18 protein-coding genes are annotated in these 24410 nt (G+C 67.5%); 7 read left to right on the top strand and 11 right to left on the bottom strand.

Annotation, left to right across the window (positions count from 1 at the left end):
* Positions 1-14: 14 nt before the first annotated feature.
* The 6 genes from crtB to metH form a co-directional block, all read right to left on the bottom strand.
* Entirely contained in the window at positions 15-1010 is a 996-nt protein-coding gene (gene crtB / locus HH212_RS04355; protein ID WP_211172454.1) for a 15-cis-phytoene synthase CrtB, read from the bottom strand.
* Positions 1007-2521 (bottom strand): phytoene desaturase, encoded by a 1515-nt coding sequence (locus tag HH212_RS04350; protein ID WP_169434255.1) that lies wholly within the window; start codon positions 2519-2521, stop codon positions 1007-1009. Before HH212_RS04350 ends, crtB begins: the two co-directional genes overlap by 4 nt.
* The gene (gene crtY, locus HH212_RS04345; RefSeq protein ID WP_169434254.1) at positions 2518-3696 is read right to left on the bottom strand and encodes a lycopene beta-cyclase CrtY; all 1179 of its coding nucleotides are present in this window, start codon (positions 3694-3696) and stop codon (positions 2518-2520) included. Before crtY ends, HH212_RS04350 begins: the two co-directional genes overlap by 4 nt.
* Positions 3693-5024, bottom strand: coding sequence for a glycosyltransferase (locus HH212_RS04340; protein WP_169434253.1), 1332 nt, complete (start codon positions 5022-5024; stop codon positions 3693-3695). The genes crtY and HH212_RS04340 overlap by 4 nt, the downstream gene beginning before the upstream one ends.
* 33 nt (positions 5025-5057) lie before the next feature.
* A complete protein-coding gene (locus HH212_RS04335; protein ID WP_169434252.1) occupies positions 5058-6050 on the bottom strand; it encodes a polyprenyl synthetase family protein in 993 nt (330 codons plus the stop codon).
* A gap of 165 nt (positions 6051-6215) precedes the next feature.
* Positions 6216-9980: a methionine synthase gene (gene metH, locus HH212_RS04330; protein ID WP_169434251.1), complete on the bottom strand. Its 3765-nt coding sequence runs from the start codon at positions 9978-9980 to the stop codon at positions 6216-6218.
* Between the two features lie 338 nt (positions 9981-10318).
* Here metH and HH212_RS04325 point away from each other — a divergent pair, with 338 nt between their 5' ends.
* Entirely contained in the window at positions 10319-10552 is a 234-nt protein-coding gene (locus HH212_RS04325; protein ID WP_169434250.1) for a BrnA antitoxin family protein, read from the top strand.
* A gap of 95 nt (positions 10553-10647) precedes the next feature.
* Here the strand turns inward: HH212_RS04325 and fmt are convergent, their stop codons facing one another.
* Positions 10648-11598, bottom strand: a complete 951-nt coding sequence (fmt, locus tag HH212_RS04320; protein ID WP_169434249.1) for a methionyl-tRNA formyltransferase — start codon at positions 11596-11598, stop codon at positions 10648-10650.
* A 14-nt stretch (positions 11599-11612) separates the two neighbouring features.
* Entirely contained in the window at positions 11613-12152 is a 540-nt protein-coding gene (gene def, locus HH212_RS04315; protein WP_169434248.1) for a peptide deformylase, read from the bottom strand.
* A 172-nt stretch (positions 12153-12324) separates the two neighbouring features.
* On the opposite strand from def, the gene HH212_RS04310 reads away from it, so the two are divergent.
* From HH212_RS04310 to HH212_RS04290, 5 genes are all read left to right on the top strand, one after another.
* A complete protein-coding gene (locus HH212_RS04310) occupies positions 12325-12471 on the top strand; it encodes a hypothetical protein (RefSeq protein ID WP_169434247.1) in 147 nt (48 codons plus the stop codon).
* Positions 12458-13606, top strand: a complete 1149-nt coding sequence (locus tag HH212_RS04305) for a LysM peptidoglycan-binding domain-containing protein (RefSeq protein WP_169434246.1) — start codon at positions 12458-12460, stop codon at positions 13604-13606. The genes HH212_RS04310 and HH212_RS04305 overlap by 14 nt, the downstream gene beginning before the upstream one ends.
* Positions 13607-13673: 67 nt before the next feature.
* Positions 13674-14966, top strand: coding sequence for a DNA-processing protein DprA (gene dprA, locus HH212_RS04300; RefSeq protein WP_229217564.1), 1293 nt, complete (start codon positions 13674-13676; stop codon positions 14964-14966).
* A gap of 96 nt (positions 14967-15062) precedes the next feature.
* Positions 15063-15527 carry a Smg family protein gene (locus HH212_RS04295; RefSeq protein ID WP_169434244.1) on the top strand — a complete coding sequence of 155 codons (465 nt, stop codon included), beginning with the start codon at positions 15063-15065 and terminating at the stop codon, positions 15525-15527.
* A gap of 267 nt (positions 15528-15794) precedes the next feature.
* The gene (locus HH212_RS04290; RefSeq protein WP_169434243.1) at positions 15795-18476 is read left to right on the top strand and encodes a DNA topoisomerase III; all 2682 of its coding nucleotides are present in this window, start codon (positions 15795-15797) and stop codon (positions 18474-18476) included.
* Positions 18477-19020: 544 nt separating this feature from the next.
* On the opposite strand, the gene HH212_RS04285 is transcribed toward HH212_RS04290, so the two are convergent.
* The 3 genes from HH212_RS04285 to HH212_RS04275 are packed head-to-tail and all read right to left on the bottom strand — an operon-like array spanning position 19021 to position 23766.
* Positions 19021-19218, bottom strand: coding sequence for an addiction module protein (locus HH212_RS04285; protein WP_169434242.1), 198 nt, complete (start codon positions 19216-19218; stop codon positions 19021-19023).
* Between the two features lie 44 nt (positions 19219-19262).
* Positions 19263-22868 carry an ABC transporter permease/M1 family aminopeptidase gene (locus tag HH212_RS04280; protein WP_169434241.1) on the bottom strand — a complete coding sequence of 1202 codons (3606 nt, stop codon included), beginning with the start codon at positions 22866-22868 and terminating at the stop codon, positions 19263-19265.
* 4 nt (positions 22869-22872) lie between these two features.
* A complete protein-coding gene (locus HH212_RS04275) occupies positions 22873-23766 on the bottom strand; it encodes an ABC transporter ATP-binding protein (RefSeq protein ID WP_169434240.1) in 894 nt (297 codons plus the stop codon).
* Between the two features lie 166 nt (positions 23767-23932).
* Here HH212_RS04275 and HH212_RS04270 point away from each other — a divergent pair, with 166 nt between their 5' ends.
* Positions 23933-24406: a hypothetical protein gene (locus HH212_RS04270; RefSeq protein WP_229217563.1), complete on the top strand. Its 474-nt coding sequence runs from the start codon at positions 23933-23935 to the stop codon at positions 24404-24406.
* Positions 24407-24410: the final 4 nt, after the last annotated feature.

Here is a 24410-nt window from a genome sequence, read left to right as displayed (position 1 = left end):
GCCGGTGGCCGACCTCAAGCGCCAGCTGCATGCGCTGCACGGGGGACGCCCGCCGCAGGTTCATCCGCAGCCGCCTGCGGACGCTGCCACAGACCGGTGCGCCGCGCCGGCAGCCCCGCCAGACGCGAGCCGAGGGCGCTGACGCCGCCCTTGGCCAGCAGCCACAGCTTGGTCGCCTTGGACGTGCCGACGCGTTGGTCCCAGGCGTGCGGGCCGCGCCGCTTCACCTCGATGCCGATTTGCCGGTACACGTTGCGCGCGGTGGCGATGGCCCAGGCCGACCGTGTCGGCAGGGCGGCGATGCCGGCGGCGGCCGAATCGTAGTACGGTTCCGCGTGATCCACCAGGCGCGCCGCCACCCGCGCCAGTGCTTCCCGGTGGCGCGGCTGCGCCACTTCGTGCGGGGCGATGCCGGCCTCGCGCAGCCACGCGGCCGGCAGGTAGCAGCGCCCGGCCTCGGCATCCTCGACGATGTCGCGCGCGATGTTCGTCAGCTGGAACGCCAGGCCCAGGTCGCAGGCGCGGTCCAGCACCGCCTCGTCGCGCGCGCCCATGATCTGGGCCATCATCAGGCCGACCACGCCGGCCACGTGGTAGCAATAGCGCAGGGTGTCGTCGATGGTCTCGTAGCGGGCGCCGTCGACGTCCATGGCGAAACCGGCCAGGTGGTCGAAGGCGTAGCGCGGCGCGATCCGGTGTCGCTGCGCCACTTCCTGGAAGGCGGCGAAGGCCGGGTCGCGCATGGTTTCGCCGGCGTACGCGCGCCGGGTCTGCTCGATCAGCAGGGCCAGCTGGCGCGCGGCGTCGTCGGGCTGGCGCGGTACGGCATTGAAGCCGAGCTCCTGGCCGTCCACCACGTCGTCGCAATGGCGGCACCAGGCGTACAGCATCAGCACGCTGCGCCGCGTGCCTTCGTCGAACAGGCGCGCGGCGGCGGCGAAGCTCTTCGAGCCGACCGCGATGGTGCGGGTGGCGTGCTCGAGCAGGGCGGGATCGGCGGCGGCGCTCATGCGATGGCCCTGGCCTTGCCGTAGGCGCGCACGTCGTCCAGCATCAGGCCGGCGGTGGCCTTGGCCGAGCCGATCACGCCCGGCACGCCGGCGCCCGGATGGGTGCCGGCGCCGACCAGGTACAGGTTGTGCAGGTCGGCGTCGCGGTTGTGCGGACGGAACCAGGCGCTCTGGGTCAGGATCGGCTCCAGGGAGAAGGCCGAACCCAGGTGCGCATTGAGCTGGTCGCGGAAATCGAAGGGCGTGAAGATGCGGCTGGTGACCAGCTGGCTGCGCAGGCCCGGCATGTAGCGCTGTTCCAGGTAATCGAAGATGCGGTCGCGGTAGCGCGGTCCCTCGACGTCCCAGTCGATGTCGGCATTGCCCAGGTGCGGCACCGGCGCCAGCACGTAATGGGCGCCGCAGCCGGGCGGGGCCAGTGACGGATCGGTGACGCAGGGCGCGTGCAGGTACAGCGAAAAGTCCTCGGCCAGCGTGTCGCCGCCGAAGATTTCCGTGATCAGCTCGCGGTAGCGCGGGCCGAAGCACACCGTGTGGTGGCGCAGCTGGCTGTGGTGCTTGTCCAGACCGAAGTACAGCACGAACAGCGAATTGCTGAAGCGTTTCTTGTCCAGGCTGGCGGCCTGCGAAACGCCGCGCGGGTGCTGGCCCAGCAGCCTGGCGTAGGTGTGCATGACGTCGGCGTTCGAGGCCACCGTGTCGGCTTCGAACAGGCGGCCATCTTCCAGGCGCACGCCGCTGGCGCGATCGCCCCGGGTCTCGATACGCGCCACCGCGGCATTGAGCTCGATGCGCCCGCCGATGTCCTCGAACAGCCTGACCATGCCGCGCACCAGCGCGCCGGTGCCGCCGCGCGGGAACCACACGCCCCACTTGCGCTCGAGCGCGTGGATCAGCGTGTAGATGGACGAGGTCGCGAACGGATTGCCGCCCACCAGCAGCGAGTGGAAGGAAAACGCCTGGCGCAGGTGTTCGTCCTGGATGAAGCGCGACACCAGGCTGTACACGCTGCGCCAGGCCTGCAGGCGCGCCAGTTGCGGACCGGCCTGGATCATGTCGCGGAACGACAGGAAGGGGACGGCGCCGAGCTTGATGTAACCCTCTTCGAACACCGCCTTCGAATACGCCAGGAATTGCCGGTAGCCGGCCACGTCGGCCGGGTTGCGCGCGTGGATCTGCCGGTCCAGCGCTTCCTGGTCGTTGTCGTAGTCGAAGTGGCTGCCGTCTTCCCAGCACAGGCGGTAGAACGGCGACACTGGCAGCATCTCGACATAATCGCTCATGCGCTTGCCGGCCAGCGTGAACAATTCCTCGATGGCGGACGGATCGGTGATGACGGTGGGGCCGGCGTCGAACACGAAGCCCTGGTCTTCGTAGACGTAGGCGCGCCCGCCCGGCTTGTCGCGCTTTTCGAGCAGGGTGGTCTGGATGCCGCCGGCCTGCAGCCGGATGGCGAGCGCCAGGCCGCCGAAGCCGGCGCCCACGACGACTGCGCGTTTCGATTCGTTCATTCGGGTTTCCTGATCTGGTAAGGGTGGATCTTGCACGCGGCGGCCATCGCCTGGCGCACGGGTACCGGCGGCTTGCCGCTCAGGATGCGCGCCTTGTCGCCGAGCCGCAGGCGGCCGGCGTAGAAGCGGGAAATCAGCGGCGCCGGCAGGCGGTAGAAGCGCTGCATCACGCGCCAGCGGTGGTCCGGGCTGCCGGCCAGGAACAGCATGCGGTTCAGCAGCCGGAAGAAGCGCTGGCAGCGCCAGGATTCGCGCGCCTCGGCGCGGATGGCGTCGAACAGCGCCGGCGAATTCAGCGGCGCGGCGCTGATGGCGGCGATGCGTTCGCTCAGGCGGACCGCGTGCGGCAGCGAGTAGCCGGTGGTGAAGTGGAACAGGCCGGCGCGCAGGCCGGAAACGGGTTGGCCCTCCAGGTCGTCCCAGTAGCGCTCCAGGTCGCCGGCCAGCACGATCGGCAGCGAACCCTGTTCCTCGCGCAGCACCTCGCCGATGCGCCAGCCGCGCTTTGCCGCATAGGCGGCGACGTTGGCGCGCAGGCGCTCGGGCTCGATGCCGCCGCGGTCGACGTAATGGGTATCCTCGATCAGCAGGCGGTCCGGGCCGAACGGCAGCACGTAGACGAAACGGTAGCCGCCCTGCTGCTCGACGCTGGCATCCATGATGACCGGGGCGGTCAGGCCGTGCGGCGCGTCCAGGCGCACTTCCTGGCCGAGGAAGGTCTGGTAGCCGAGCGCCAGGTGCGGGCTGGCGCGCATGCCGCGTCCGTCGATCACGGCGCGTGCGCGCAGCACGCTGCCGTCGGCCAGGGTGACGGCGCCCGGCGCCACCTGTTCCACGCGCACGCCGGTGCGCAGCGCGGGCCCGAGCGCGGCTTCGATCACGCGCGCGAAATCGCTCGAGGCGATGCTGGCGTAGCCGCCCTCCAGCGTGCGCGCATGGGCGGGAAACACCACGTCGTAGCGCGGCCAGCGGCTCGATACCAGCGGCGCGATCCATTCGCGCTGGGCCGGCGTCAGGTCGCTGTCGTGGAACGACCAGGTGTGGTTGCCGCCGATGCGGTCCGCGCCTTCCAGCAGCAGGATGCGCAGGCCGGGCCGGCGGTTGCGCAGGCGCCAGGCGACCAGGCCGTTGGCCAGGCCGCCGCCCACCAGGATCAGGTCGTAGTCCACGCTCATGCCGGGGCACCCGCCGCTGCCGTCCCTGCTGCCATCGCCCGCTGCGGCGGCGCCAGGCCGAGCGCGGATTCGACGATGTCGGCGGCGCGCGCGGTGCCGCCGGCGCGCGCCACGGCGGCCGCCAGCGGCGCCAATCGCTGCTTGTAGCCCGGATCGTCGAGCAGGCGGCGCAGGTGCCCGGCCAGGGTTCCTGCGCGCGTAAACCGCGCCGAGGCCTGGATGCCGGTGCCGGCGTAACGTACGCGCGCCGCGCCGCCCGGATGGTCGAAGGCGATCGGCAACGCCAGCATCGGCGTGCCGGTGGCGATGGCGTCCATGATCGTGTTCCAGCCGGCGTGCGAGATCACCGCGTCGGCGCGCTCGAGTGCCGCCAGCTGCGGCGCGAAGTCGGTCACCCAGGTGGCGCCGGTGCGCAGCAAGACGGCTTCCTGGCGCGCGTCGAGGCCGCCGCAGTGGGCCAGCAGCAGCTGCACGCCGGCCTGGCGGCAGGCGCGCGCGATGCGTTCGAACAGCGCCAGGCGCCCGCCTTGCATGGTGCCGAGCGAGGCGAACACGAAAGGCCTGTCCGGATCGATCTCGGGCAGGGCGCCGGTGCGCGTCCCGGCGATGGTGGCGCCGTTGCGCGCCAGCGGGCGCAGCGGGCCGACGTGGTGGAACTGCGGCGGCAATTGGTGGCGCGGGAATTCGAATTCGGCCACCGTCTGGCTGACCTGCGCCAGCGGCGACAGGAACTCGTGCAGCATGCCGCGTACCGGAATGCCGAACCGGCGCGCCTGCGCCTCGACCGCGCGCCGGTGCGGGCCCATCATCCAGTCGTAGACGCGGGTACTGCCCTCGACCATTTTCAGCGAACGTTCGTCGGTGCCGTAGCCGAACGGCATGACCGGCAGCGGCACGCCGGGTTCGCGGTTCACCGGCAGCGCGCACGCGACCGAGACGAAGGGCAGGCCGAGCGCTTCGGCCACCAGGCCCCCGGCGGCTTCCATCTGGTCGGCCAGCACGGCGTCGATTTGCAGCGCCTGGAGCGCGGCCGGCAGCGTCTCGCACAGCATGGTGGTCGATTGCGCCATGTCGTCGATCACGCGGCGCAGGCCGAGCGGGCTGCCGGGGTGGGCCGCCAGCTTGAGCGAGGCGTCCAAGGAGCCGGGCGGGTGGGTGTCGTTGCCCACCGCGTGGAAGCCGAGCCGCCCGTCGCGCACGTAGGCGGCGGCGTCGGGGCGGTGCAGGAAGGTGACGCGGTGGCCGCGCTCGACCAGCGCGCCGGCCAGTGCCGACAGCGTGGTGTAGTGACTCAGGAATGCGGGAGCGACCACGCCGAAGTGCGCCATACGGTGTCCTTGTTCTCGTGCGGTCGCGCCGGTTCAGTTGTGGACGCGCAGCGGGCTGCCGAAGGCACGCCCGTCGGCGCCGCCGCCGAACAAGCCTTCGATGAAGCGGCGCGTGCGCCGGCGCTGGCCGAGCGCGGCGTCCAGGCAGCGGTCGGCCTCGGCCAGGTGCGCGGCCAGCTGGCGGCGCGCCTCGTCGCGGCCGACCGTGTTGATCAGCGTGGCCTTGCCGATGTCCTTGCCGGTGTCCTTGCCGGTGACGGCGCTGTCGTTGCCGGGCGTGTCCTGGAAGTCGTCGCGAATTTGAAAAGCGTGTCCGGCGGCCAGCGCGAAGGCGCGCAGCGATGCCGCCACCTCGTCGTCGGCCTGGGCGATGATGGCCGCCATGTCGACCGCGACCCCGAGCAGCACGCCGGTCTTCAGTTCGTTGGTGGTGGCGATGTCGTCGACCGTGGCACGCCCGCCGTGCAGGTCGAGGAACTGGCCCTTCACCAGGCCCTGCGTGCCGATGGTCTCGGCCAGCTTGGCGACCAGGCGGTTGCGCACCGTGGCCGGGATGTCCTGCGCCGCCGCCAGGATGCCGAAGGCGCGGCTGAGCAGGGCGATCGAGGACAGGATGGCGACGTCTTCGCCGAACTGCACGTGGATGGTGGGCTGGCCGCGGCGCAACTGGGCATTGTCCATGCACGGCATGTCGTCCAGCACCAGCGAGGCGGCGTGCACCATCTCGACCGCGCAGGCGACGTCGATGAGGGCAGGGGACGAGCAGCCGAGGTCGCGCGCCACCAGCATCAGCAGCAGCGGACGCATGCGCTTGCCGCTGCCGAGCGCGCCGGCGCGCATTGCCGAGGTCAGCAAGTCCTCGCGGCCGGCTTCGGTGAGCCAGTGGGCGATCCGCTCTTCGAACGCATGGCGCAGGACGCGCAGTTCGTTCACGGCATCGTCGTGCTCCTCGATGGCGAACGTGTCGAACCCATCGAACTTCTTGATGCCGTCGAACCCTTCGTACTGCCGTGTCTGTATGGCCATAACATCCCTTCCACCGCGCTGAACAGTCAAAATTGACGAATTCGTTCAATGATACCGGAAACAATCTTATTCATTCGCCAAGTGTTGCCAAACGTGCGGAGGTTGTTATAAATATATGATCAAGATGAAAAAAAACCGGCGGATTCGCCGGTTGGATGGATGCATTTACAGGTTCGGCGCCAGCCAGCGCTCCAATTGCTCCTTGCCGACGCCACGGCGCGCCGCCATGTCGTCCAACTGGTCTTGCCCGATCTTGCCGACCACGAAATACTTCGATTCCGGATGGGCGAAGTAAAAGCCGGACACCGCCGCGCCCGGCGTCATGGCGAAGGATTCGGTCAGCGTCATGCCGATCTCCTCGGCCTGCAGCACGCGGAACATGTCGGCCTTGACCGTGTGCTCGGGGCAGGCCGGATAGCCCGGTGCCGGGCGGATGCCGGCGTACTCTTCCTTGACCAGCTGTTCCACCGTCAAGTCCTCGTCGGGCGCGTGGCCCCACAGGTCGGTGCGCACGCGCTCGTGCATGTACTCGGCAAAGGCTTCGGCCAGGCGGTCGGCCAGCGCCTTGACCATGATCGACGAGTAATCGTCGCCGGCGGCCTCGAAGCGCTGCTCGATCTTTTCCGCACCCAGGCCGCCGGTCACCGCGAACAGGCCGATGTAGTCGGCGATGCCGGAATCCCTGGGCGCGACGAAATCGGCCAGGCACTGGTTGGGACGCTGCACGCCGTCCACCACCGGTTTCACGCCCTGCTGGCGCAGGCCGTACCAGGTGAAGGCGGTCGCGCTGCGCGACTCGTCGGTGTAGACCTCGATGTCGTCGTGGCCGACGCTGTTGGCCGGCAGCAGGGCAATCACGCCGCTGGCGGTCAGCCAGCGGCCCTCGACGATTTTCTTGAGCATCGCCTGGCCGTCGGCGAACACTTTGGTCGCCGCCTCGCCCACGATCTCGTCCGTGAGAATGGCCGGATAGGGGCCGGCCAGGTCCCAGGTCTGGAAGAACGGACCCCAGTCGATGTAGCGCGCGATCAGTGCCAGGTCGACGTTCTTGAAGACGCGCCGGCCGATGAACTTCGGCTTCACCGGCGCATAATTCAATTGCGCGCGGTTGGCGCGCGCCTGCGCCAGGGACACCATCGGCAGCGCTTTCTTGTTGGCGTGCTGCTCGCGGATGCGCTCGTAGTCCTGGGCTAGTTCGGCCACGTAGGCGTCGCGCGTTTCGGGTCCGACCAGCGACTGGCCGACCGACACCGAGCGCGAGGCATCCGGCACGTACACCACCGGGCCTTCGTAATGCGGCGCGATCTTGACGGCCGTGTGGGCGCGGCTGGTGGTGGCGCCGCCGATCAGCAGCGGCGTCTGCCGCTCGCGGAACCAGGGGTCGCGCTGCATTTCGCGCGCCACGTACGCCATCTCTTCCAGAGATGGCGTGATCAGGCCGGACAGGCCGACGATGTCGGCATTTTCTTCTTTCGCTTTGGCGAGGATCTCGGCGGCCGGCACCATCACCCCCATGTTGACGATCTCGAAGTTATTGCACTGTAAAACCACCGAGACGATGTTCTTGCCGATGTCGTGCACGTCGCCCTTCACGGTGGCGATGACCATCTTGCCCTTCGGTTTCGCCACCACGCCGGTGCGGCGTTCCTCTTCCGCCTTTTCCTCTTCGATGAAGGGCACCAGGTGCGCCACCGCCTGCTTCATCACGCGCGCCGATTTCACCACCTGCGGCAAGAACATCTTGCCCTGGCCGAACAGGTCGCCGACCACGTTCATGCCGTCCATCAGCGGCCCCTCGATCACGTGGATCGGGCGGCCGCCATCGTTGGCGGCCTGCTGGCGCGCTTCCTCGGTATCCTCGACGATCCACTGGGTGATGCCGTGCACCAGCGCGTGCGCCAGGCGCTTGCCGACCGGGGCGTCGCGCCAGGCCAGGTTCTGTTCCTGTTTCGCGCCGCCGGCCTTCAGCGTACCGGCGAACTCGATCATGCGCTCGGTGGCGTCGGCGCGGCGGTTCAGCACCACGTCTTCCACGCGCTCGCGCAGCTCGGCCGGCAAGTCGTCGTAGACGCCGACCATGCCGGCATTCACGATGCCCATGGTCATGCCGGCCTTGATCGCGTGGTACAGGAACACGGTGTGGATCGCCTCGCGCGCCGGGTCGTTGCCGCGGAACGAGAACGAGACGTTGGAGACGCCGCCCGAGATCTTCGCGTGCGGCAGGTTGGCGCGGATCCAGCGGGTGGCGTCGATGAAGTCGACCGCGTAGTTGTCGTGCTCTTCGATGCCGGTGGCGATGGCGAAGATGTTGGGGTCGAAGATGATGTCTTCCGGCGGGAAGCCGACCTTGTTCACCAGGGTGTCGTAGGCGCGCTTGCAGATCTCGGTCTTGCGCGCGAAGGTGTCCGCTTGCCCCCTTTCGTCGAAAGCCATCACGATCACGGCGGCGCCGTAGCGGCGGCACAGGCGCGCCTGGCGCAGGAATTCTTCCTCGCCTTCCTTCATCGAGATCGAGTTCACGATCGACTTGCCTTGCACGCACTTGAGGCCGGCCTCGATCACGCTCCATTTGGAAGAGTCGATCATGATCGGCACGCGCGAGATGTCCGGCTCCGAAGCGATCAGGTTCAGGAAGCGCGTCATGGCGGCGATCGAGTCGAGCATCGCCTCGTCCATGTTGATGTCGATGACCTGCGCGCCGTTCTCGACCTGCTGGCGCGCCACCGACAAGGCCTCGTCGAACTGCTCGTTGAGGATCATACGCGCGAAGGCCTTGGAGCCGGTGACGTTGGTGCGCTCGCCGACATTGACGAACAGCGAGCTGTCGTCGACCGTGAACGGCTCCAGGCCGGACAGGCGCAACGCCACCGGCACCTCCGGCACGGTGCGCGGCGTGGAGCTGGCCATCTGCTCGGCGATGGCCTGGATGTGCTCGGGCGTGGTGCCGCAGCAGCCGCCGGCCACGTTGATGAAGCCGGCTTCGGCGAATTCGCGCAGCAGGGCCGAGGTGTCGGCCGGCAGTTCGTCGAAGCCGGTGTCGCTCATCGGGTTGGGCAGGCCAGCGTTCGGGTAGATGCAGACATAGGTGTCGGCGATGTTCGACAGTTCCTGCGCATACGGGCGCATCAGGGCGGCGCCGAGCGCGCAGTTCAGGCCGATGGTCAGCGGCTTCGCATGGCGTACCGAATTCCAGAACGCCGGCACGGTCTGGCCGGACAGGATACGGCCGGACGCGTCGGTGACGGTGCCGGAGATCATCAGCGGCAGGCGCGGCGTGTCCGGGTGGTCGTCGAAATACTGGTCGATGGCGAACAGCGCCGCCTTGCAGTTCAGGGTGTCGAAGATGGTCTCGACCAGCAGCAGGTCGACGCCGCCGTCGACCAGGCCGCGCAGCTGCTCGTAGTAGGACGCGACCAGCTGGTCGAAGCTGACGTTGCGCGCCGCCGGGTCGTTGACGTCCGGCGAAATGGACGCGGTCTTCGGGGTCGGGCCGAGGGCGCCGGCGGCGAAGCGCGGCTTGTCCGGCGTGGAGTATTTGGCGCAGGCGGCGCGCGCCAGCTTCGCCGCTTCCACGTTCATCCGGTAGGCCAGGTGCGCCATGTGGTAGTCGTCCTGGGCGATGCCGGTGGCGCCGAAGGTGTTGGTCTCGATGATGTCGGCGCCAGCCGCCAGGTAGCGCTCGTGGATTTCCTGGATCACGTGCGGCTGGGTCAGGTTCAGCAACTCGTTGTTGCCCTTCACGAACAGTTCGCGCACGGCCTGGCCCGGCGGAGCGGCGAAACCGATGAATTCCTCGCCGCGGTAGGCGCCTTCGTCGAGCTTGTATTGCTGGATGATCGTGCCCATCGCGCCATCGAGGATCATGATGCGGCGCTCGAGGATCTGGCGCAGCCGGGCTTCGACGGGGGAGATGGGGGAGGCGATGGTCATCGGTGTACTTTCTTGCCGCGGCGGGACAACGGCGACTGGATGGTGAGGAGGCGGGTCTGAAATTATACCGTCACTGGCCGGGTTTGTTCCCGCTGCAACAAGAGAATGCAAGGTGCATCAAGCAGCCGATGCGTAAAGCCTTGTAAAGACATTTGTAACGTCGTGTTTCAAACATACAATTGTTACATACGGATACAAAACCCGCCTTATTAGCAATTTCCCGGATACATACAAGGCACAAAATGCACGCCATGGAACCGCCAATGGCGCGGTTCCTTAATCCAGATCAACGGAATGTGCGGACCCGTCGCTCCGCCGCCTCAATGGGAAGAATTACCATGAACAAAGAATACGTGCCTGAGTGGGACCAGCCTGCCGTCCGCAACGAGGACAGCGTTCCTGCCAAGCAGCACGCCGCAGCCGGCGTAAAGCAGATCGTCACCATCCGCCTGGACGTGGACATGCTGGACTGGTTCAAGTCGGCCGGTCCGGGCTACCAGACCCGCATCAACCAGGTGCTGCGCGAGTACATGGAAGCCAACCGCGTGCGCGCCCAGAGCGAGCAGCACTGATCGGTCATATGACCCGTCCGACGATTGGGGTGGACAGGTAGGGTGGACGGGAAACCCGTCCACGCCACGCCTCCGGTTCGCACCGCGCGTTCGGATTATTCGAACGTTAATCCGTCGAACGAAAACCCCTTCAGGAATTCTGCCGTCGCCAGGCGCTTGCCGCCCGGCTTCTGCAATTCCGTCAGGCGCAGCGCGCCTTCGCCGCACGCCACCACGATCCCCTCGTGGGCATTCGCCGACAGCACCTGGCCCGGCGAACCATTGCCCTCGACCGCCTGCGCATTCCAGATCTTGACCGTCACGCCGCCGGCCTGTCCGGCCGCGCCCGGAAACGGGTTGAACGCGCGGATCCTGCGCGCCAAATCCATGGCGGGCAGGGTGAAATCCAACTTGCCTTCTTCCTTGGCGATCTTGGCGGCGTAGGTCACGCCCTGTTCCGGCTGCGGCACCGCCTCCAGGCCGCCGGCTTCCATCTTCCGCAGGGCATCGACGATCATGCGCCCGCCCAGCGCCGCCAGCTTGTCGTGCAGGCTGCCGGTGGTGTCGCCGTCCTCGATGGCGATGCGTTCGATCAGCAGCATCGGGCCGGTATCGAGGCCTTCTTCCATCTGCATGATGGTGACGCCGGTCTCGGCATCGCCGCTCTCGATCGCACGGTGGATCGGCGCGGCGCCGCGCCAGCGCGGCAGGATCGATCCGTGAATATTGATGCACGGCTTGATGTCGAGCGTGGCGCGCGGCAGGATCAGGCCGTAGGCCGCGACCACCATCACATCGTAGTCGGTGGCCAGCAGGCGCGCGTGCGCGGCCTGCGCCTCGGCCGCGCGCTGCGGGTCCTTGGCATCCATGCGCAGCGACAGCGGCTGCAGCACCTCGATGCCCTGGGCCAGCGCATATTGCTTGACGCTGGACGCCTGCAATTGCATGCCGCGCCCGGCCGGACGGTCGGGCTGGGTCAGCACCAGCGGAATGGCGAAACCGGCTTCGTGCAGCGCACGCAGGGCGACGGCGGCGAATTCCGGCGTGCCGGCGAACACGACTTTCATGCGCGGCGCCGGCATCAGGCGCGGCGTCCGGCGTTCCTGGCGTCGTCGCGCTGCATGCCGCGGCCTTCCTTCATGAGCTTGGTCTTGATGCGGTTGCGCTTGAGCGGCGACAGGTACTCCACGAACACCTTGCCCATCAGGTGATCCATCTCGTGCTGGATGCAGACCGCCAGCAGGCCGTCGGCCTCGACCTCGAACGGCTGGCCCTTCTGGTCGAGCGCGCGCACCTTGACCCGCGCCGGACGCTCGACGCCGTCGTACACGCCCGGCACCGACAGGCAGCCTTCGTCGTAGACCTGCTTTTCCTCGCTGGCCCAGACGATTTCCGGATTGACGAACACCATCAGGTCATCCTTGGTCTCGGTGATGTCGATCACCACCAGGCGCTCGTGCACGTCGATCTGGGTCGCCGCCAGGCCCACGCCGGGCGCGTCGTACATGGTGTCGGCCATGTCCGCGACCAATTTGTCGATGCGCGGCCCGAATTCGGTGACCGGTTTCGCCACCTTGTGCAGGCGCGGGTCGGGATAGCGGAGGATGTTGAGTAAGGCCATGGTGTTTATCTATTCGTTAATGATGACGGGGCAGCACTTCCCGCACAGGCGGAAATGCAACACAACGTTCTGGTGAAACGATGCGCTTGTCTTGCCAGTTCAAGGATTTCTCGGCAGAATTAATTCAGTTCGGCAACCTTCGATCATCCACCAGCGCCCGGCGCCGACGATAATGACCATGTTGACCGCGGCTGGCGGCGGCGCAGCCGGCTTTTCCAGCTCGGGAAACGCGCTCGGCCGGCCGCAGGAACCTGCGTCGGCGGTGCGTCGGGATTTCCGCGATGCCGCACTTTACGGACTCTTTGATGAAAAATTTTAGCACAGGCGCCGCCCGTGCGCTGCCGCTGCCGGTCGCGCCACGTACGCCGGCGCTGGCCGCCCTGGCCGTCGCCGCGGCCGCCGTCTTCGCCGCCGCGCCGCTGCAGGCCGCCCCCGATTGCCGCTTCCGCCCGAATGCGCCCGACCAGCACCTGGTGGTCAAGGGCGATACCCTGTGGGACATTTCCGGCGCTTTCCTCGAACATCCGTGGTGCTGGCCGCAGGTATGGGGCATGAACCGCGACGAGATCCGCAATCCGCACTGGATCTATCCGGGCCAGGTCGTGTATTTCGACCGCGTGCATGGGCGCCTGAGCCTGACGAAACCGGGCCAGCCCGATCCGGATGCCGGCCTGGCACCGCCGATCCGCCTGTCGCCGCAGCTGCGCACCGAGGACATGGGCGGCAACGGCGCCGTGCCGGCGATCCCGGCCGCCATGATCGAGCCGTTCCTGACCCAGCCGCTGGTGATCGAGCCGAACCAGCTCGACGCCGCCCCGCGCATCGCCGCCACCCAGGACGGCAAGGTTTACCTGGGCGAGGGCGACCGCGTCTACGTGCGCGGCGACCTGCGCGGCGCCGCCAGCTTCCAGATCTTCCGCCCGGGCCAGCCCTTGCGCGACCCGGACACCGGCAAGGTGGTGGCGCATGAAGCCGCCTACGTCGGCATGGCGCGCCTGGTGCAGCCGGCCAGGCCGGGCGTCGACGTGCATACCTTCGTGATCGAGCGTTCGGTGCAGGAGGCGGGCGTGGGCGACCGCCTGTTGCCGGCGCCGCCGGTGCCGCTGCGCAACTACATGCCGCACGCGCCGCAGCAGGCCATCAAGGCGCGCGTGATGGCGGTGCCGTCCGAGGTCAATTACGCGGCCCAGAGCCAGGTCGTGACTGTCAACCGGGGCACGATTGACGGACTCGACGTCGGCTCCGTGCTGCAGCTCTATCATCTCGGGCAGACCGTGGCGGACCCGGGCGGCAAGCGAGGCTTCCTCGGCTTGAACCCCGCCAAGCTGCGGCTCCCGGACGAACAGTACGGCAACCTGTTCATCTTCCGGGTGTTCGGGCACGTTTCGTATGGCCTGGTCATGCAAGTGACGGCGCCGGTGCAGGTCGGCGACGTGGCGCAATCACCGGAGTGATCTTGCCGTGCAGGACACGGATTCCCTTTCGCCGGCAACAGTCCCGGCCACGACTTCGGCCTCGGCCGTGGCCTTGACCCCGGCGCGGCTGGCGGCGTGGCTGCGCCTGGAGCGCAGCCACGGCATCGGACCGCGCGCCGCCACCGCCCTGCTGGCCGCCTTCGGCGATCCGGAAGCCATTTTCCGGGCCGACCGCGCGGCGCTGGCGGCGCACGTCAGCCCGGCGCAGGCGCGTTCCCTGCTGCAGCCGATGACGCCCGACGGCGCGCGCCTGCTGGAGGCCACCTTGCGCTGGCTCGACCAGCCAGGCCATATCGATCAGTCTGGGCGCCGCGTGCTGGCGCTGGGCCAGCCCGGCTACCCGGCATGGCTGGCGCAGATTCCCGATCCGCCGTTGCTACTATATATAAATGGACATGTGGAATTGCTGGCGATGCCCGGCCTGGCCATCGTCGGCAGCCGCAATGCCAGCGTGCAGGGCAAGGCCAATGCGTCGGCGTTCGCCGAGGCGCTGTCCGACGCCGGCATGACGATCGTGTCCGGCCTGGCGCTGGGCATCGATGCCGCCGCCCACGAAGGCGCGCTGCGCCGGCGCGGTGGCACCGTCGCCGTGGTCGGCACCGGCCCCGACCTGGTCTACCCGGCGCGCAACCGCGGCTTGTGGGAACGCATCGCCGAGGAAGGCTGCATCGTCAGCGAATACCCGGTCGGCACGCCGCCACTGCCGAGTAATTTTCCCAAGCGTAACCGCATCATCAGCGGATTGTGCGCCGGCGTGCTGGTGGTCGAGGCCGCCGTGCAATCCGGCTCGCTGATCACGGCGCGCCAGGCCGCCGAGCACGGGCGCGACGTGTTCGCCATTCCCGGATCGATCCACGCCGCGCTGTCCAAGGGCTGCCACATCCTGATCCGCGAAGGCGCCAAGCTGGTCGATGGCGCCGCCGACGTGCTGGAAGCGATGGCGCTGTCGCCGCTGGTGGCGCAGGGGCTGGCGGCGCTGGCGCCGCCGGAGGGCGAGACGGCTTCTGGAGCGGCATCGCCTACAGCCGCAGCAGCGTCCGGCTTGCCGGCGGCGAGTACGGCGCCGCCCGCGCCAAGGACACGGCGAGCGCCCACGGCGCCGGCGCAGGAACGGTGTCTTGCCGACGCGTCGGCCGAGGTGGCCGGCTTGCCGGGCTGCTTGCCTGGATGCGATGCCGCGCTGCTGGCCGCGCTCGGCCACGATCCGGTCGAGCCGGACGTCCTGCTGGCGGCGGTCGGCGGCAGCGCCGGAGAACTCAGCGGCAAGCTGTTGCTGCTGGAACTGGCGGGCTTGATCGAGCGCCTGCCGGGCGGTGTCATTCAGCGCGTAGTAAAGTGAACAAGGCCGATAAACAACGCTGATATTTCCCTTTGGGAAACTGAGCACGTGCCACACTTGTGCCCCGGGAAGCTTAGCTGCTACAGTAGCGTCACCATGTTCGACATCCTAGTCTACCTCTACGAGACGTATTATCGTCCCGACGCCTGCCCCGAGCCGGCAGCCCTGGCACGCAAGCTGTCCGCTGTCGGTTTCGACGATGTCGAGATTACCGAGGCCTTGGACTGGCTCAACGGACTGACCGAAATGGCCAGCGCCGTCGATCCCGCGCTCGAGTCGAGCGGCACCCGTTTTTATATCGCCCAGGAAGTCGACACACTCGGCAGCGCCGCCGTCGGCTTCATCCAGTTCCTGGAACTGGCCGGCCTGCTCAGCGCCTCGCAGCGCGAGATCGTCATCGAGCGCGCGCTGGCGCTGGACGAGGCGCCGGTCACGCTGGGCAAGCTGAAGATCATCGTGCTGATGCTGCTGTGGAGCCAGGGCAAGGAGCCGGATGCGCTGATGTTCGACGACCTGTTCGGGTCGGACGACGAGGATGCCGAGCCGCGCCTGCTGCACTGACCGAGACACATTTGTCGTGACAAGAACGGAGCTGCGGCTCCGTTTTTTCTTGCAATGCAGAAAGATCAAGCGTATTTTTCAATAGGCTGTCTTGATGTTGCCAGGGAGATCACCCACATACGGCGCACTTGCGGAGTGCGCGGCAACCCGCTTATCATTGGCCGCACTCCGCCAATTGTTACCAATAAGCTATCAACGGCACCGGCTCCCGTGTGGCCGCCTCATGATGAAGCGCGCCGGGCCAATCGATCACGTAGAGAAAACCATATGACCAAAGCCCTCATCATTGCCGAAAAGCCTTCCGTGGCGAACGATATCGCCAAGGCGCTCGGCGGCTTTACCAAGCACGATGAGTATTTCGAATCCGACCAGTACGTGCTGTCGTCCGCCGTCGGCCACCTGCTGGAAATCGCGGTGCCCGAGGAATACGACGTCAAGCGCGGCAAGTGGAGCTTCACCCACCTGCCGATGATTCCGCCGTACTTCGCGCTGAACCCGATCGCCAAGACCGAATCGCGTCTCAAGGTGTTGAACAAGCTGATCAAGCGCAAGGATGTCACCACCCTGATCAACGCATGCGACGCCGGACGCGAAGGCGAACTGATCTTCCGCCTGATCGCCCAGAACGCCAAGGCCAAGCAATCGGTCAAGCGCCTGTGGCTGCAGTCGATGACGCCGAACGCGATCCGCGACGGTTTCACGCACCTGCGCAGCGACCAGGACATGCTGCCGCTGGCCGACGCGGCGCGCTGCCGCTCGGAAGCCGATTGGCTGATCGGCATCAACGGCACCCGCGCCATGACCGCCTTCAACTCGAAGGAGGGCGGCTTTTATTTGACCACCGTGGGCCGGGTGCAGACGCCGACGCTGTCGATCGTGGTCGAGCGCGAGGAAAAGATCAAGAAGTTCGTGGCGCGCGACTATTGGGAAGTGCGCGCCGAATTCGGCGCCGCCGCCGGCAGCTACGAAGGCCGCTGGCTCGACACCAAATTCAAGAAGGACGAGAACGATCCGGAAAAGCGCGCCGAGCGCCTGTGGAACCGCGCCGATGCCGAAGCCATCGTCGCCGCCTGCCTGGGCCAGCCTGGCAAAGTCACCGAGGAATCGAAGCCGACGACCTCGATGGCGCCGGCGCTGTTCGACCTGACTTCGCTGCAGCGCGACGCCAACGGCCGCTTCGGCTTCTCGGCCAAGAACACCCTGGGCCTGGCGCAGGCGCTGTACGAAAAGCACAAGGTGCTGACCTACCCGCGTACCGACGCACGCGCTTTGCCGGAAGACTATATCGGTACGGTCAAGAACACGCTCGAGGTGCTGAAGGAAAACCCGAACTACCACCAGTTCGCCAAGCAGATCCTGGACAAGGGCTGGGTCAAGCCGAATAAACGCATCTTCGACAACAGCAAGATCTCGGACCACTTCGCGATCATCCCGACCGGCGTGGCGCCGAAGAATCTGTCCGAGCCGGAACAGAAGCTGTACGACCTGGTCACGCGCCGCTTCATGGCGGTGTTCTTCCCGGCCGCCGAGTTCCTGGTGACGACCCGCTTCACCGAGGTCGTCGGCCACCAGTTCAAGACCGAGGGCAAGGTGATGACCAACCCCGGCTGGCTGGCGATCTACGGTAAGGACACCACCGGCGACGACAAGGACGGCGCCAGCCTGGTGCCGGTGGCCAAGGGCGAGCAGGTCAGCACCGACAAGGTCACGCCGAACGCGCTGGTGACCAAGCCGCCGGCGCGCTACAACGAGGCGACGCTGCTGTCGGCCATGGAAGGCGCCGGCAAGCTGATCGACTCCGACGAACTGCGCGACGCCATGGCCGGCAAGGGCCTCGGTACCCCGGCCACGCGCGCCGCGATCATCGAAGGCTTGTTGAACGAAAAATACCTGCTGCGCGAGGGACGCGAGATGATCCCGACCGCCAAGGCGTTCCAGCTGATGACCTTGCTGCGCGGCCTCGGCGTGAACGAGCTGACCGCGCCGGAACTGACCGGCGAGTGGGAATACAAGCTGTCGCAGATGGAAAAGGGCAACATCTCGCGCGAGGAATTCATGCGCGAGATCGAGCAGATGACCCAGATCATCGTCAAGCGCGCCAAGGAATACGATAACGAGACCGTGCCGGGCGAGTACGCGACCCTGGTCACGCCGTGCCCGAACTGCGGCGGCGTGGTCAAGGAAAACTACCGCCGCTTCGCCTGCACCAAGTGCGAGTTCTCGATGACCAAGGTGCCGGGCGGACGCCAGTTCGAGATCGCCGAGGTCGAGGAATTGCTGCAGAACCGCACCATCGGCCCGCTGCAGGGCTTCCGCTCGAAGATGGGGCGTCCGTTCGCGGCCATCCTGCGCATCGCGCGCGACGAGGAGATCCACAACTACAAGCTGGAATTCGACTTCGGCCAGGACCAGGACGAGGGAGAAGACGGCGAGGGTGTCGACTTCAGTGGCCAGACCGCGCTGGGACCGTGCCCGAAGTGCGCCGGCGGCGTGTACGAGATGGCGCTGGCCTATGTGTGCGAGCACAGCGTGGCGAAACCGAAGACCTGCGACTTCCGCAGCGGCCGCATCATCCTGCAGCAGGAAATCCTGCCCGAGCAGATGGCCAAGCTGCTCAACGACGGCAAGACCGACCTGCTGCCGGGCTTCGTGTCGCAGCGCACGCGCCGTCCGTTCAAGGCCTTCCTGGTGCGCGGCAAGGACGGCAAGATCAGCTTCGAGTTCGAGGAGCGCAAGGCCAAGCCGGGGGCGAAGGGCAAGGCGGCTGCGGCCGACGGCGCCGACGAGGGCGGCGATACCGCGGTGGCGACCAAGACCGCGGCGCGCAAGGTGGCGACCAAGACGGCGGTAACGAAGACGGCTGCAACCAAGACCGTGGCCAAGACGGCTGCGACCAAGACGGCCGCCGTCAAGGCGGCAGCCAGGAAGGCGCCCGCCAAGCGCGCTTGACCGCGTCGTCCCTGCGCAGGCGCACTACTGTCCAAGATAGTATTGCTGGCCTAAAGACCGTCGTTCCAGGCACTGCCTGAAACGACTCCCCGCGAAGGCGGGGACCCATGCTGAGCATCCACAGTTGGTATTTCTGAAATATTCCAGTTGCTTCAATGGTAATGAATTCTGTTGCTCAGTATGGGTCCCCGCGTGCGCGGGGACGACGAGCTACGGGTTTAAGCAGAGATAACGATTATCTTGGACAGTAATGCGCGCAGGCGGGGACCCATACCGGGCAACGGAATCCTGTAGCTCGAGAGCGTCCCGGGTACTTCAAGAATCCCGACTCCTGACACGCTGCATGGGTCCCCGCCTGCGCGGGGACGACGGCATGGGCTGCGGGGTTGAACAAGCTGTGGCTTAACACCGGGTCGGCAATACCGGGGTCAGAGCCCGAACGAATGAACCGGGCTCTGACCCTTGCCCACAAAAAAACCGCGATCGCCTTTCGGCGTCGCGGTTTTTTCATGCGCCGCGCACAGGCGGCAAGTACTGGTGAAGCTCAGTCTTCCTGCAGCGCGCGCAGGGCGGCCTCGCCGTTGTGGATGGCCTTGACGCGCTTGACGATTTCGGCGCGCCAGACTTCGTCGGCATCCTGTTCCGGCTCGTCGCTGTCGGTGAATACCTGGCACAGCAACTCGTGCTTTTCAGTAGCGGTCAGCTGCTGGATCTGTGCGGCCAGTTCGGCGACGTTCGGCATGAAATGCTCCTTCTGGGAAATATGGCCGAATGATAACGTGATCTTCAAGGTGTGTCGACAGGCAGCATGTTGTCTGTGGGTTTCCTGTCAATCAGCTTGTTGTCGGGGTCGATGCCGGCGCGCGCCGGGCGTCCGTTCACCACCAGCGTAACCACCTGGCCGGGCGCCGTGACGCGGCGCCGCTCGCGCGCCAGCGGCTTGCCGTCGGCATCGTCCACCCCGAATTCGATCGTGTCCGCCAGCGGCAATGCCACTTCTTCAGGCGACTGCGCGCCCGCCTTGCCGTCCGGCGCGGACGCGCGCACCTTGCCGGCGGTGGCGCGGATCGTGACCTCGTATCTGCCGTCCGGCCGGCGCACGGCCTGCGCGCTGTCGGCGCGGTTCTCGTACAGCACCACCGCGTCGAACAGGTCACCGATCAGGTAGGCCTTGTCGGGCGGCGTGACGGCGCGCAGGCGCTGCACCAGCGCCGATACCCCCGGGTAGGGCGGGCCCTTGGCGCCGTATTCGCGCAGCAGGTCGCGCAGCACGCCGTTCACCGCGTCTTCGCCCAGCAGGTCCTGCAGCAGGTACAGCGCCAGGCTGCCCTTGTAGTAGTGGATGTAGGCCTGGTCCTGGTTCTGCGCCAGCGGCAGTTCCTGCTGGTTGTCCATGGCGCGCCCCGTCAGGTAGCGTTCCAGGTCGTAGCGCAGGAAGCGGCGCATGCGCTCCGGCCCCACCGCCGCCTTCATCGTCATCAGCGCGGTGTATTCGGCCAAGCTTTCCGACAGCACGGTGGCGCCGCGCGCATCGGCGCCGATCAGCTGGTGCGCCCACCACTGGTGCCCGACCTCGTGCGCGGTCACGTAGAACGGGTAGTCGATGTCCTTGCGCGAGTCCGGATCGACGCGGGCGATGAAGCCGGCGCTTTCGGAAAACGGGATCGTGGCCGGCGCCGCCTGGGCGAAGGCGGCGTAGCGCGGAAACTCGGCGATGCGCAGCTCGCGGTACTGGTAGGGGCCGAAATGGCTCGTGCCGTAGGCCAGCGCGGCCTTGGCGCCGCGGATCATGCGCTCGACGTTGAACTCGTGGCCGGGGTGGTAATAGACGTCGATGGTCACGTCCTGCCAGCGGTCGTGGCGCACTTCGTAGCGCGCCGACTGGAAGGTGTAGAAATTCAGGATCGGCTTGTCGGTGCGGTAGTGGAACAGGCGCCGTCCGCCGGCCATCCATTCGCGTTCCAGCGTTCCCGGCGCGACCACGGTCTGGTCCGCACTGGTGCTGACCACGGCGTCGAAGCCGATGCGGTCGGCGTCGTTGGCGATCGCATTGTCGGCGCGTGCGCGCGGATCGTCGCCGGATGGCAGCGGCGCGCGCGGCGCCAGCCCGTGGCGTTTGCGGTCGCGCGCGTCGCGCAGTTCGGCCTGCGGCTGGTAGCCGATGCGCGGCAGCAGCGCGTTGCTGAAGAAGGTGCCGTTGCCGGCCACCGCGGTCTCGCGTCCCAGGCCGAGGACGCCGTCGGGCGCGTCGCGCAGGTCGAAGGCCAGCGCCAGGCGCTCGCCCGGCAGCAAGGGCGCCGCCAGCGCGTAACGGTAGAAGCCGCGCTCGCGGTCGGCCAGCAGCAGGCGCGCCGGGCGCGACAGGCGCGCCGCCAGCGCCGGGCCGGGCTGCTGGGTCAGGAAGATGTCGGTGAGGGGGCGCCCGCTGCGGTTTTCCAGCTGGTAGCTGCCGTGCACCTGCAGGGTGCGCGTCTCGGGATGGATGTCGATGCGCAGGCCGACGTCGGCGATGCGCGGCTGCGCCAGGCCGGCGTAGCGGCGGTAGTGCTGCTCGTAGCCGGCGCGCAGCGCGTCCTTGCGCCAGGCGCCCTGCCAAGCGCCGAGATGGTCGAGGTTATACCACAGCAGGGCGCCGCTGGCGCTGAACAGCAGGGCGCCGCCGCCGAACCAGGCCAGCACGCCCGGACGCAGGCGCCGCCGGGCCTGGCGCAGGCGCGCCGGCCAGGCATCGCCGGCGCCGCGCGGCCACAGCACCAGCGCGACGGCGCACAGCATCAGGGCGGCGCCGCCCCAGTAGGCCAGCAGGGCGCGCTGCAGCGCCAGGTAATGGCCGAAGCCGTTCATCGCCGAATAGGTGACGTCGGGCAGGGCGCCGTACAGCAGCAGCGGATGGTCGAGGCCGAAGCCGGCCAGGGTGATGCTGGCGACGTAGTACAGCGCGAGCAGGAAATACGCCACGTATTTCTGGTTGACGACGGCGTGCACCGCGATCGCCAGCACCGCCAGCAGCGCGTAGCGCGGCAGCATGATGCCGAACAGCGTGGACAGGTACAGGCCCGGCTCCAGCGCCAGGTAGCCGTGGGCCAGCTGGATCGCCATCCCGCACAGCAGCGCCAGCACCAGCAGCGCCGCCTGCAGGCCGACCAGCGCCAGCGTTTTGGCGGCCAGCGGCAGCCAGTCCGGCACCGGCAGCGCATCGATCATGAGGCCGATCCTGGCCTCGCGCTCGCGCCACACCAGCTCGCCGGCGTACAGGATGGTGACGATCAGCAGGAACAGGGAGAAGACGTCGCGCACCAGTTCCAGCATCATGTAGGTGACCGGGTAGGTGGCGGTGCCGTAGATGGCGCCCAGTTGCAGCGAACTGGCCACCAGCATCAGCACGCCGGCCAGCGCGATCACCGCGAAGTACACGTTCTTGACCGACTCGCGCAGGTTCAGCCAGGTCGATCGCGCCAGCAGGCGCGCCAGGTGGCGCGGCGCGAAGTCGGGCGCTTCACGGGTATCGCGGGCCGCCTGCGACAGCGGCAGCGGCGCGTCGTTGCCGTGGCGCGCCTGGCTGCGCCGGTTGGACGGATTGGCGACGAAGGAAAAGCGCCAGTAGCCCAGCGCCAGCACCACCAGCGAGAACAGCGACCACACCACGCGGTTGACCAGGAACACGCCTTCGAGAGGCACCTGGGTGGCGTTGCGCTCGCCGATGCTCCAGTATTCGGTCAGGCGCAGCAGGGCGGTGGTGCCGAACGGGTCGATCAGCGCCGCCAGCGTCTTGTAGTCGAGGTCACGCGCCAGCGAGGGCGCCACCACGTAGCCGATCATCATCACCACGCTCGACACGTACACCGGCAGCATGCGCCGCGTCAGCGCCGCCAGCACGAAGAACAGGGCGCCGAAGATGAACAGGTTGGGCAGCAGCGTGAACAGATAGGGCCGCAGGTAGGCGCCCAGCGAATGCGGTCCCAGGCGGCCGGGGTCGATGCCGGGCCACAGGGTGCCGGCCAGGTTGCCGATCAGGATGGCGGAAAACACCACCGCGAGCGTCGCCAGCGCGCCCAGGAAGCGGCCGAACACGTAGGCGTGCTTGGAAATCGGCGCGCTGAAGAAGAAGTGCTGGGTCTCGTATTCGACGTCCTGCTGCACCGCGCGGCCCATGACGGCGGCCGCCACCACCACGCCCAGGCAGCCGAGCAGCGAGGCGCTGATGGCGATCTGGCGCGGTCCGTTGACCAGCACCCGCCCGCCCATCGAGATGACGGCGTCCTTGAAGGCGCCGCCGGCCGCCGCCACCCACAGCATGGCCACCGCCATGAAGGCGAAGAAATACACCCAGGTGGACAGCAGCTTGAAGCGCTGCTGCGCCTCGAAGCGGGCGATGGCGATCAGGGCGCGCATGGCCTCAGCAATTCCCGGCCAGCGCGTTGTGGCGTCCGGCGATGGTGGCGAAGTAGACGTCGTCCAGGGTCGGGTGGATCGGCTCGAAACCTTCGCCCGGGTCGCGCTCGGCGAACACGTGGATGCGCGTGCGCCCGCTCAGCAGGCGGGTCGAGATCACGGTGTGGCGCTGCTGGAAGTCCGGCAGTTCCTGCTTGGTGACGAAGCGGGTCCAGATGCGGCCCTCGATGCCTTCGATCAGGCGCGCCGGTTCGCCGCACAGCAGCACGTGGCCCTTGTTGATGATCGCCATGCTGGCGCACAGGTCGGCCACGTCGGAGACGATGTGGGTCGACAGGATCACGGTGCGGTCGTCGCCGATGTCGGACAGCAGGTTGTGGAAGCGCACCCGCTCCTGCGGGTCGAGGCCGGCGGTCGGCTCGTCGACGATGATCAGGCGCGGGTCGCCCAGCAGCGCCTGGGCGATGCCGAAGCGCTGGCGCATGCCGCCGGAAAAGCCGCCGAGCTTCTGGTGGCGCACCTCGAACAGATTGGTCTGCTGCAGCAGGCCGTCGACCACCTCGCGGCGCCGCCCGCGCTGCGCCAGCCCCTTCAATTGGGCGAAATGGTCCAGCAGCTCGTAGGCCGTCACCTTCGGGTACACGCCGAAGTCCTGCGGCAGGTAGCCGAGCAGGCGGCGTACTTCGTCCTGTTCGTCGAGCACGTCGATGTCGTCCAGGAATACCGAACCGGCATCGCATTCCTGCAGCGTGGCCAGGATCCGCATCAGGGTCGACTTGCCGGCGCCGTTCGGGCCCAGCAGGCCGAACATCCCGGGCAGGATGCTCAGCGTGACCCGGTCCAGCGCCACCACGCCGTTGGCGTAGGTCTTGGACAGGTTGCGGATGCGTAATTCCATTAATGCTCCTCAAGAATTCCTTGTGGGAATGCGTGGATTTTCGTGATTATTGCATTGTATTAAAAATGAACGGCACAGGGCGGGCGATGCGACACACGGCCGTTTTGCCGGTCCAGGGCGCAGAAAAGCGGGACAGGGCGCGCCCGGCGAAGGGCATAATGACGGCATGGACACCATCATCAAGGAACAGATCCTGGCCCTGACGCGCCAGGGCCGCACCCGGCTCGAAGCGACCGACTGGTTCCGCGTCGCCACCGGCCTGCATTACCTGGCCGGGCTGATGACCAGCGAGGCCATCGACTTCAAGCGGGTCGACCGCGACTACAACCGCTTCATCTACCACAGCGTGGGCGGCGGCCACACCATCACCAGCGTGCTGCAGTTCATGAGCGGCGCGAAGGTGCTGCCGGTACTGGAGTCGGCGCGCTTCACGGCCGCCTTCGCGCAGGCTTGCCCCGAGGTGCCGCCGGACTCGATCCCGTTCCTGCTCGAACTCAACCTGGGCGTGGCCAAGAACCTGTCGAAGCTGGAGGTGGCCGGGCCGGTGCACGACTGGCTGCAGCGCAGGAAAGCGCAGGCGCAGGCACGGGCGCAGACCCAGTCCGACGAGGGCGAGGCCGCTTCCGGACACGGCATATAATGGC

It is taken from the genome of Massilia forsythiae (assembly GCF_012849555.1).
Lineage (GTDB): Bacteria > Pseudomonadota > Gammaproteobacteria > Burkholderiales > Burkholderiaceae_D > Telluria > Telluria forsythiae.
This window is presented reverse-complemented; position numbering and strand designations above follow the sequence as displayed.

Bases quoted from the DNA above. Each gene is read 5' to 3' on its own strand.
- crtB (WP_211172454.1), bottom strand. From the start codon at position 1,010: ATGAGCGCCGCCGCCGATCCCGCCCTGCTCGAGCACGCCACCCGCACC.
- HH212_RS04350 (WP_169434255.1), bottom strand. From the start codon at position 2,521: ATGAACGAATCGAAACGCGCAGTCGTCGTGGGCGCCGGCTTCGGCGGC.
- crtY (WP_169434254.1), bottom strand. From the start codon at position 3,696: ATGAGCGTGGACTACGACCTGATCCTGGTGGGCGGCGGCCTGGCCAAC.
- HH212_RS04340 (WP_169434253.1), bottom strand. From the start codon at position 5,024: ATGGCGCACTTCGGCGTGGTCGCTCCCGCATTCCTGAGTCACTACACC.
- HH212_RS04335 (WP_169434252.1), bottom strand. From the start codon at position 6,050: ATGGCCATACAGACACGGCAGTACGAAGGGTTCGACGGCATCAAGAAG.
- metH (WP_169434251.1), bottom strand. From the start codon at position 9,980: ATGACCATCGCCTCCCCCATCTCCCCCGTCGAAGCCCGGCTGCGCCAG.
- HH212_RS04325 (WP_169434250.1), top strand. From the start codon at position 10,319: ATGAACAAAGAATACGTGCCTGAGTGGGACCAGCCTGCCGTCCGCAAC.
- fmt (WP_169434249.1), bottom strand. From the start codon at position 11,598: ATGAAAGTCGTGTTCGCCGGCACGCCGGAATTCGCCGCCGTCGCCCTG.
- def (WP_169434248.1), bottom strand. From the start codon at position 12,152: ATGGCCTTACTCAACATCCTCCGCTATCCCGACCCGCGCCTGCACAAG.
- HH212_RS04310 (WP_169434247.1), top strand. From the start codon at position 12,325: ATGACCATGTTGACCGCGGCTGGCGGCGGCGCAGCCGGCTTTTCCAGC.
- HH212_RS04305 (WP_169434246.1), top strand. From the start codon at position 12,458: ATGAAAAATTTTAGCACAGGCGCCGCCCGTGCGCTGCCGCTGCCGGTC.
- HH212_RS04295 (WP_169434244.1), top strand. From the start codon at position 15,063: ATGTTCGACATCCTAGTCTACCTCTACGAGACGTATTATCGTCCCGAC.
- HH212_RS04290 (WP_169434243.1), top strand. From the start codon at position 15,795: ATGACCAAAGCCCTCATCATTGCCGAAAAGCCTTCCGTGGCGAACGAT.
- HH212_RS04285 (WP_169434242.1), bottom strand. From the start codon at position 19,218: ATGCCGAACGTCGCCGAACTGGCCGCACAGATCCAGCAGCTGACCGCT.
- HH212_RS04280 (WP_169434241.1), bottom strand. From the start codon at position 22,868: ATGCGCGCCCTGATCGCCATCGCCCGCTTCGAGGCGCAGCAGCGCTTC.
- HH212_RS04275 (WP_169434240.1), bottom strand. From the start codon at position 23,766: ATGGAATTACGCATCCGCAACCTGTCCAAGACCTACGCCAACGGCGTG.
- HH212_RS04270 (WP_229217563.1), top strand. From the start codon at position 23,933: ATGGACACCATCATCAAGGAACAGATCCTGGCCCTGACGCGCCAGGGC.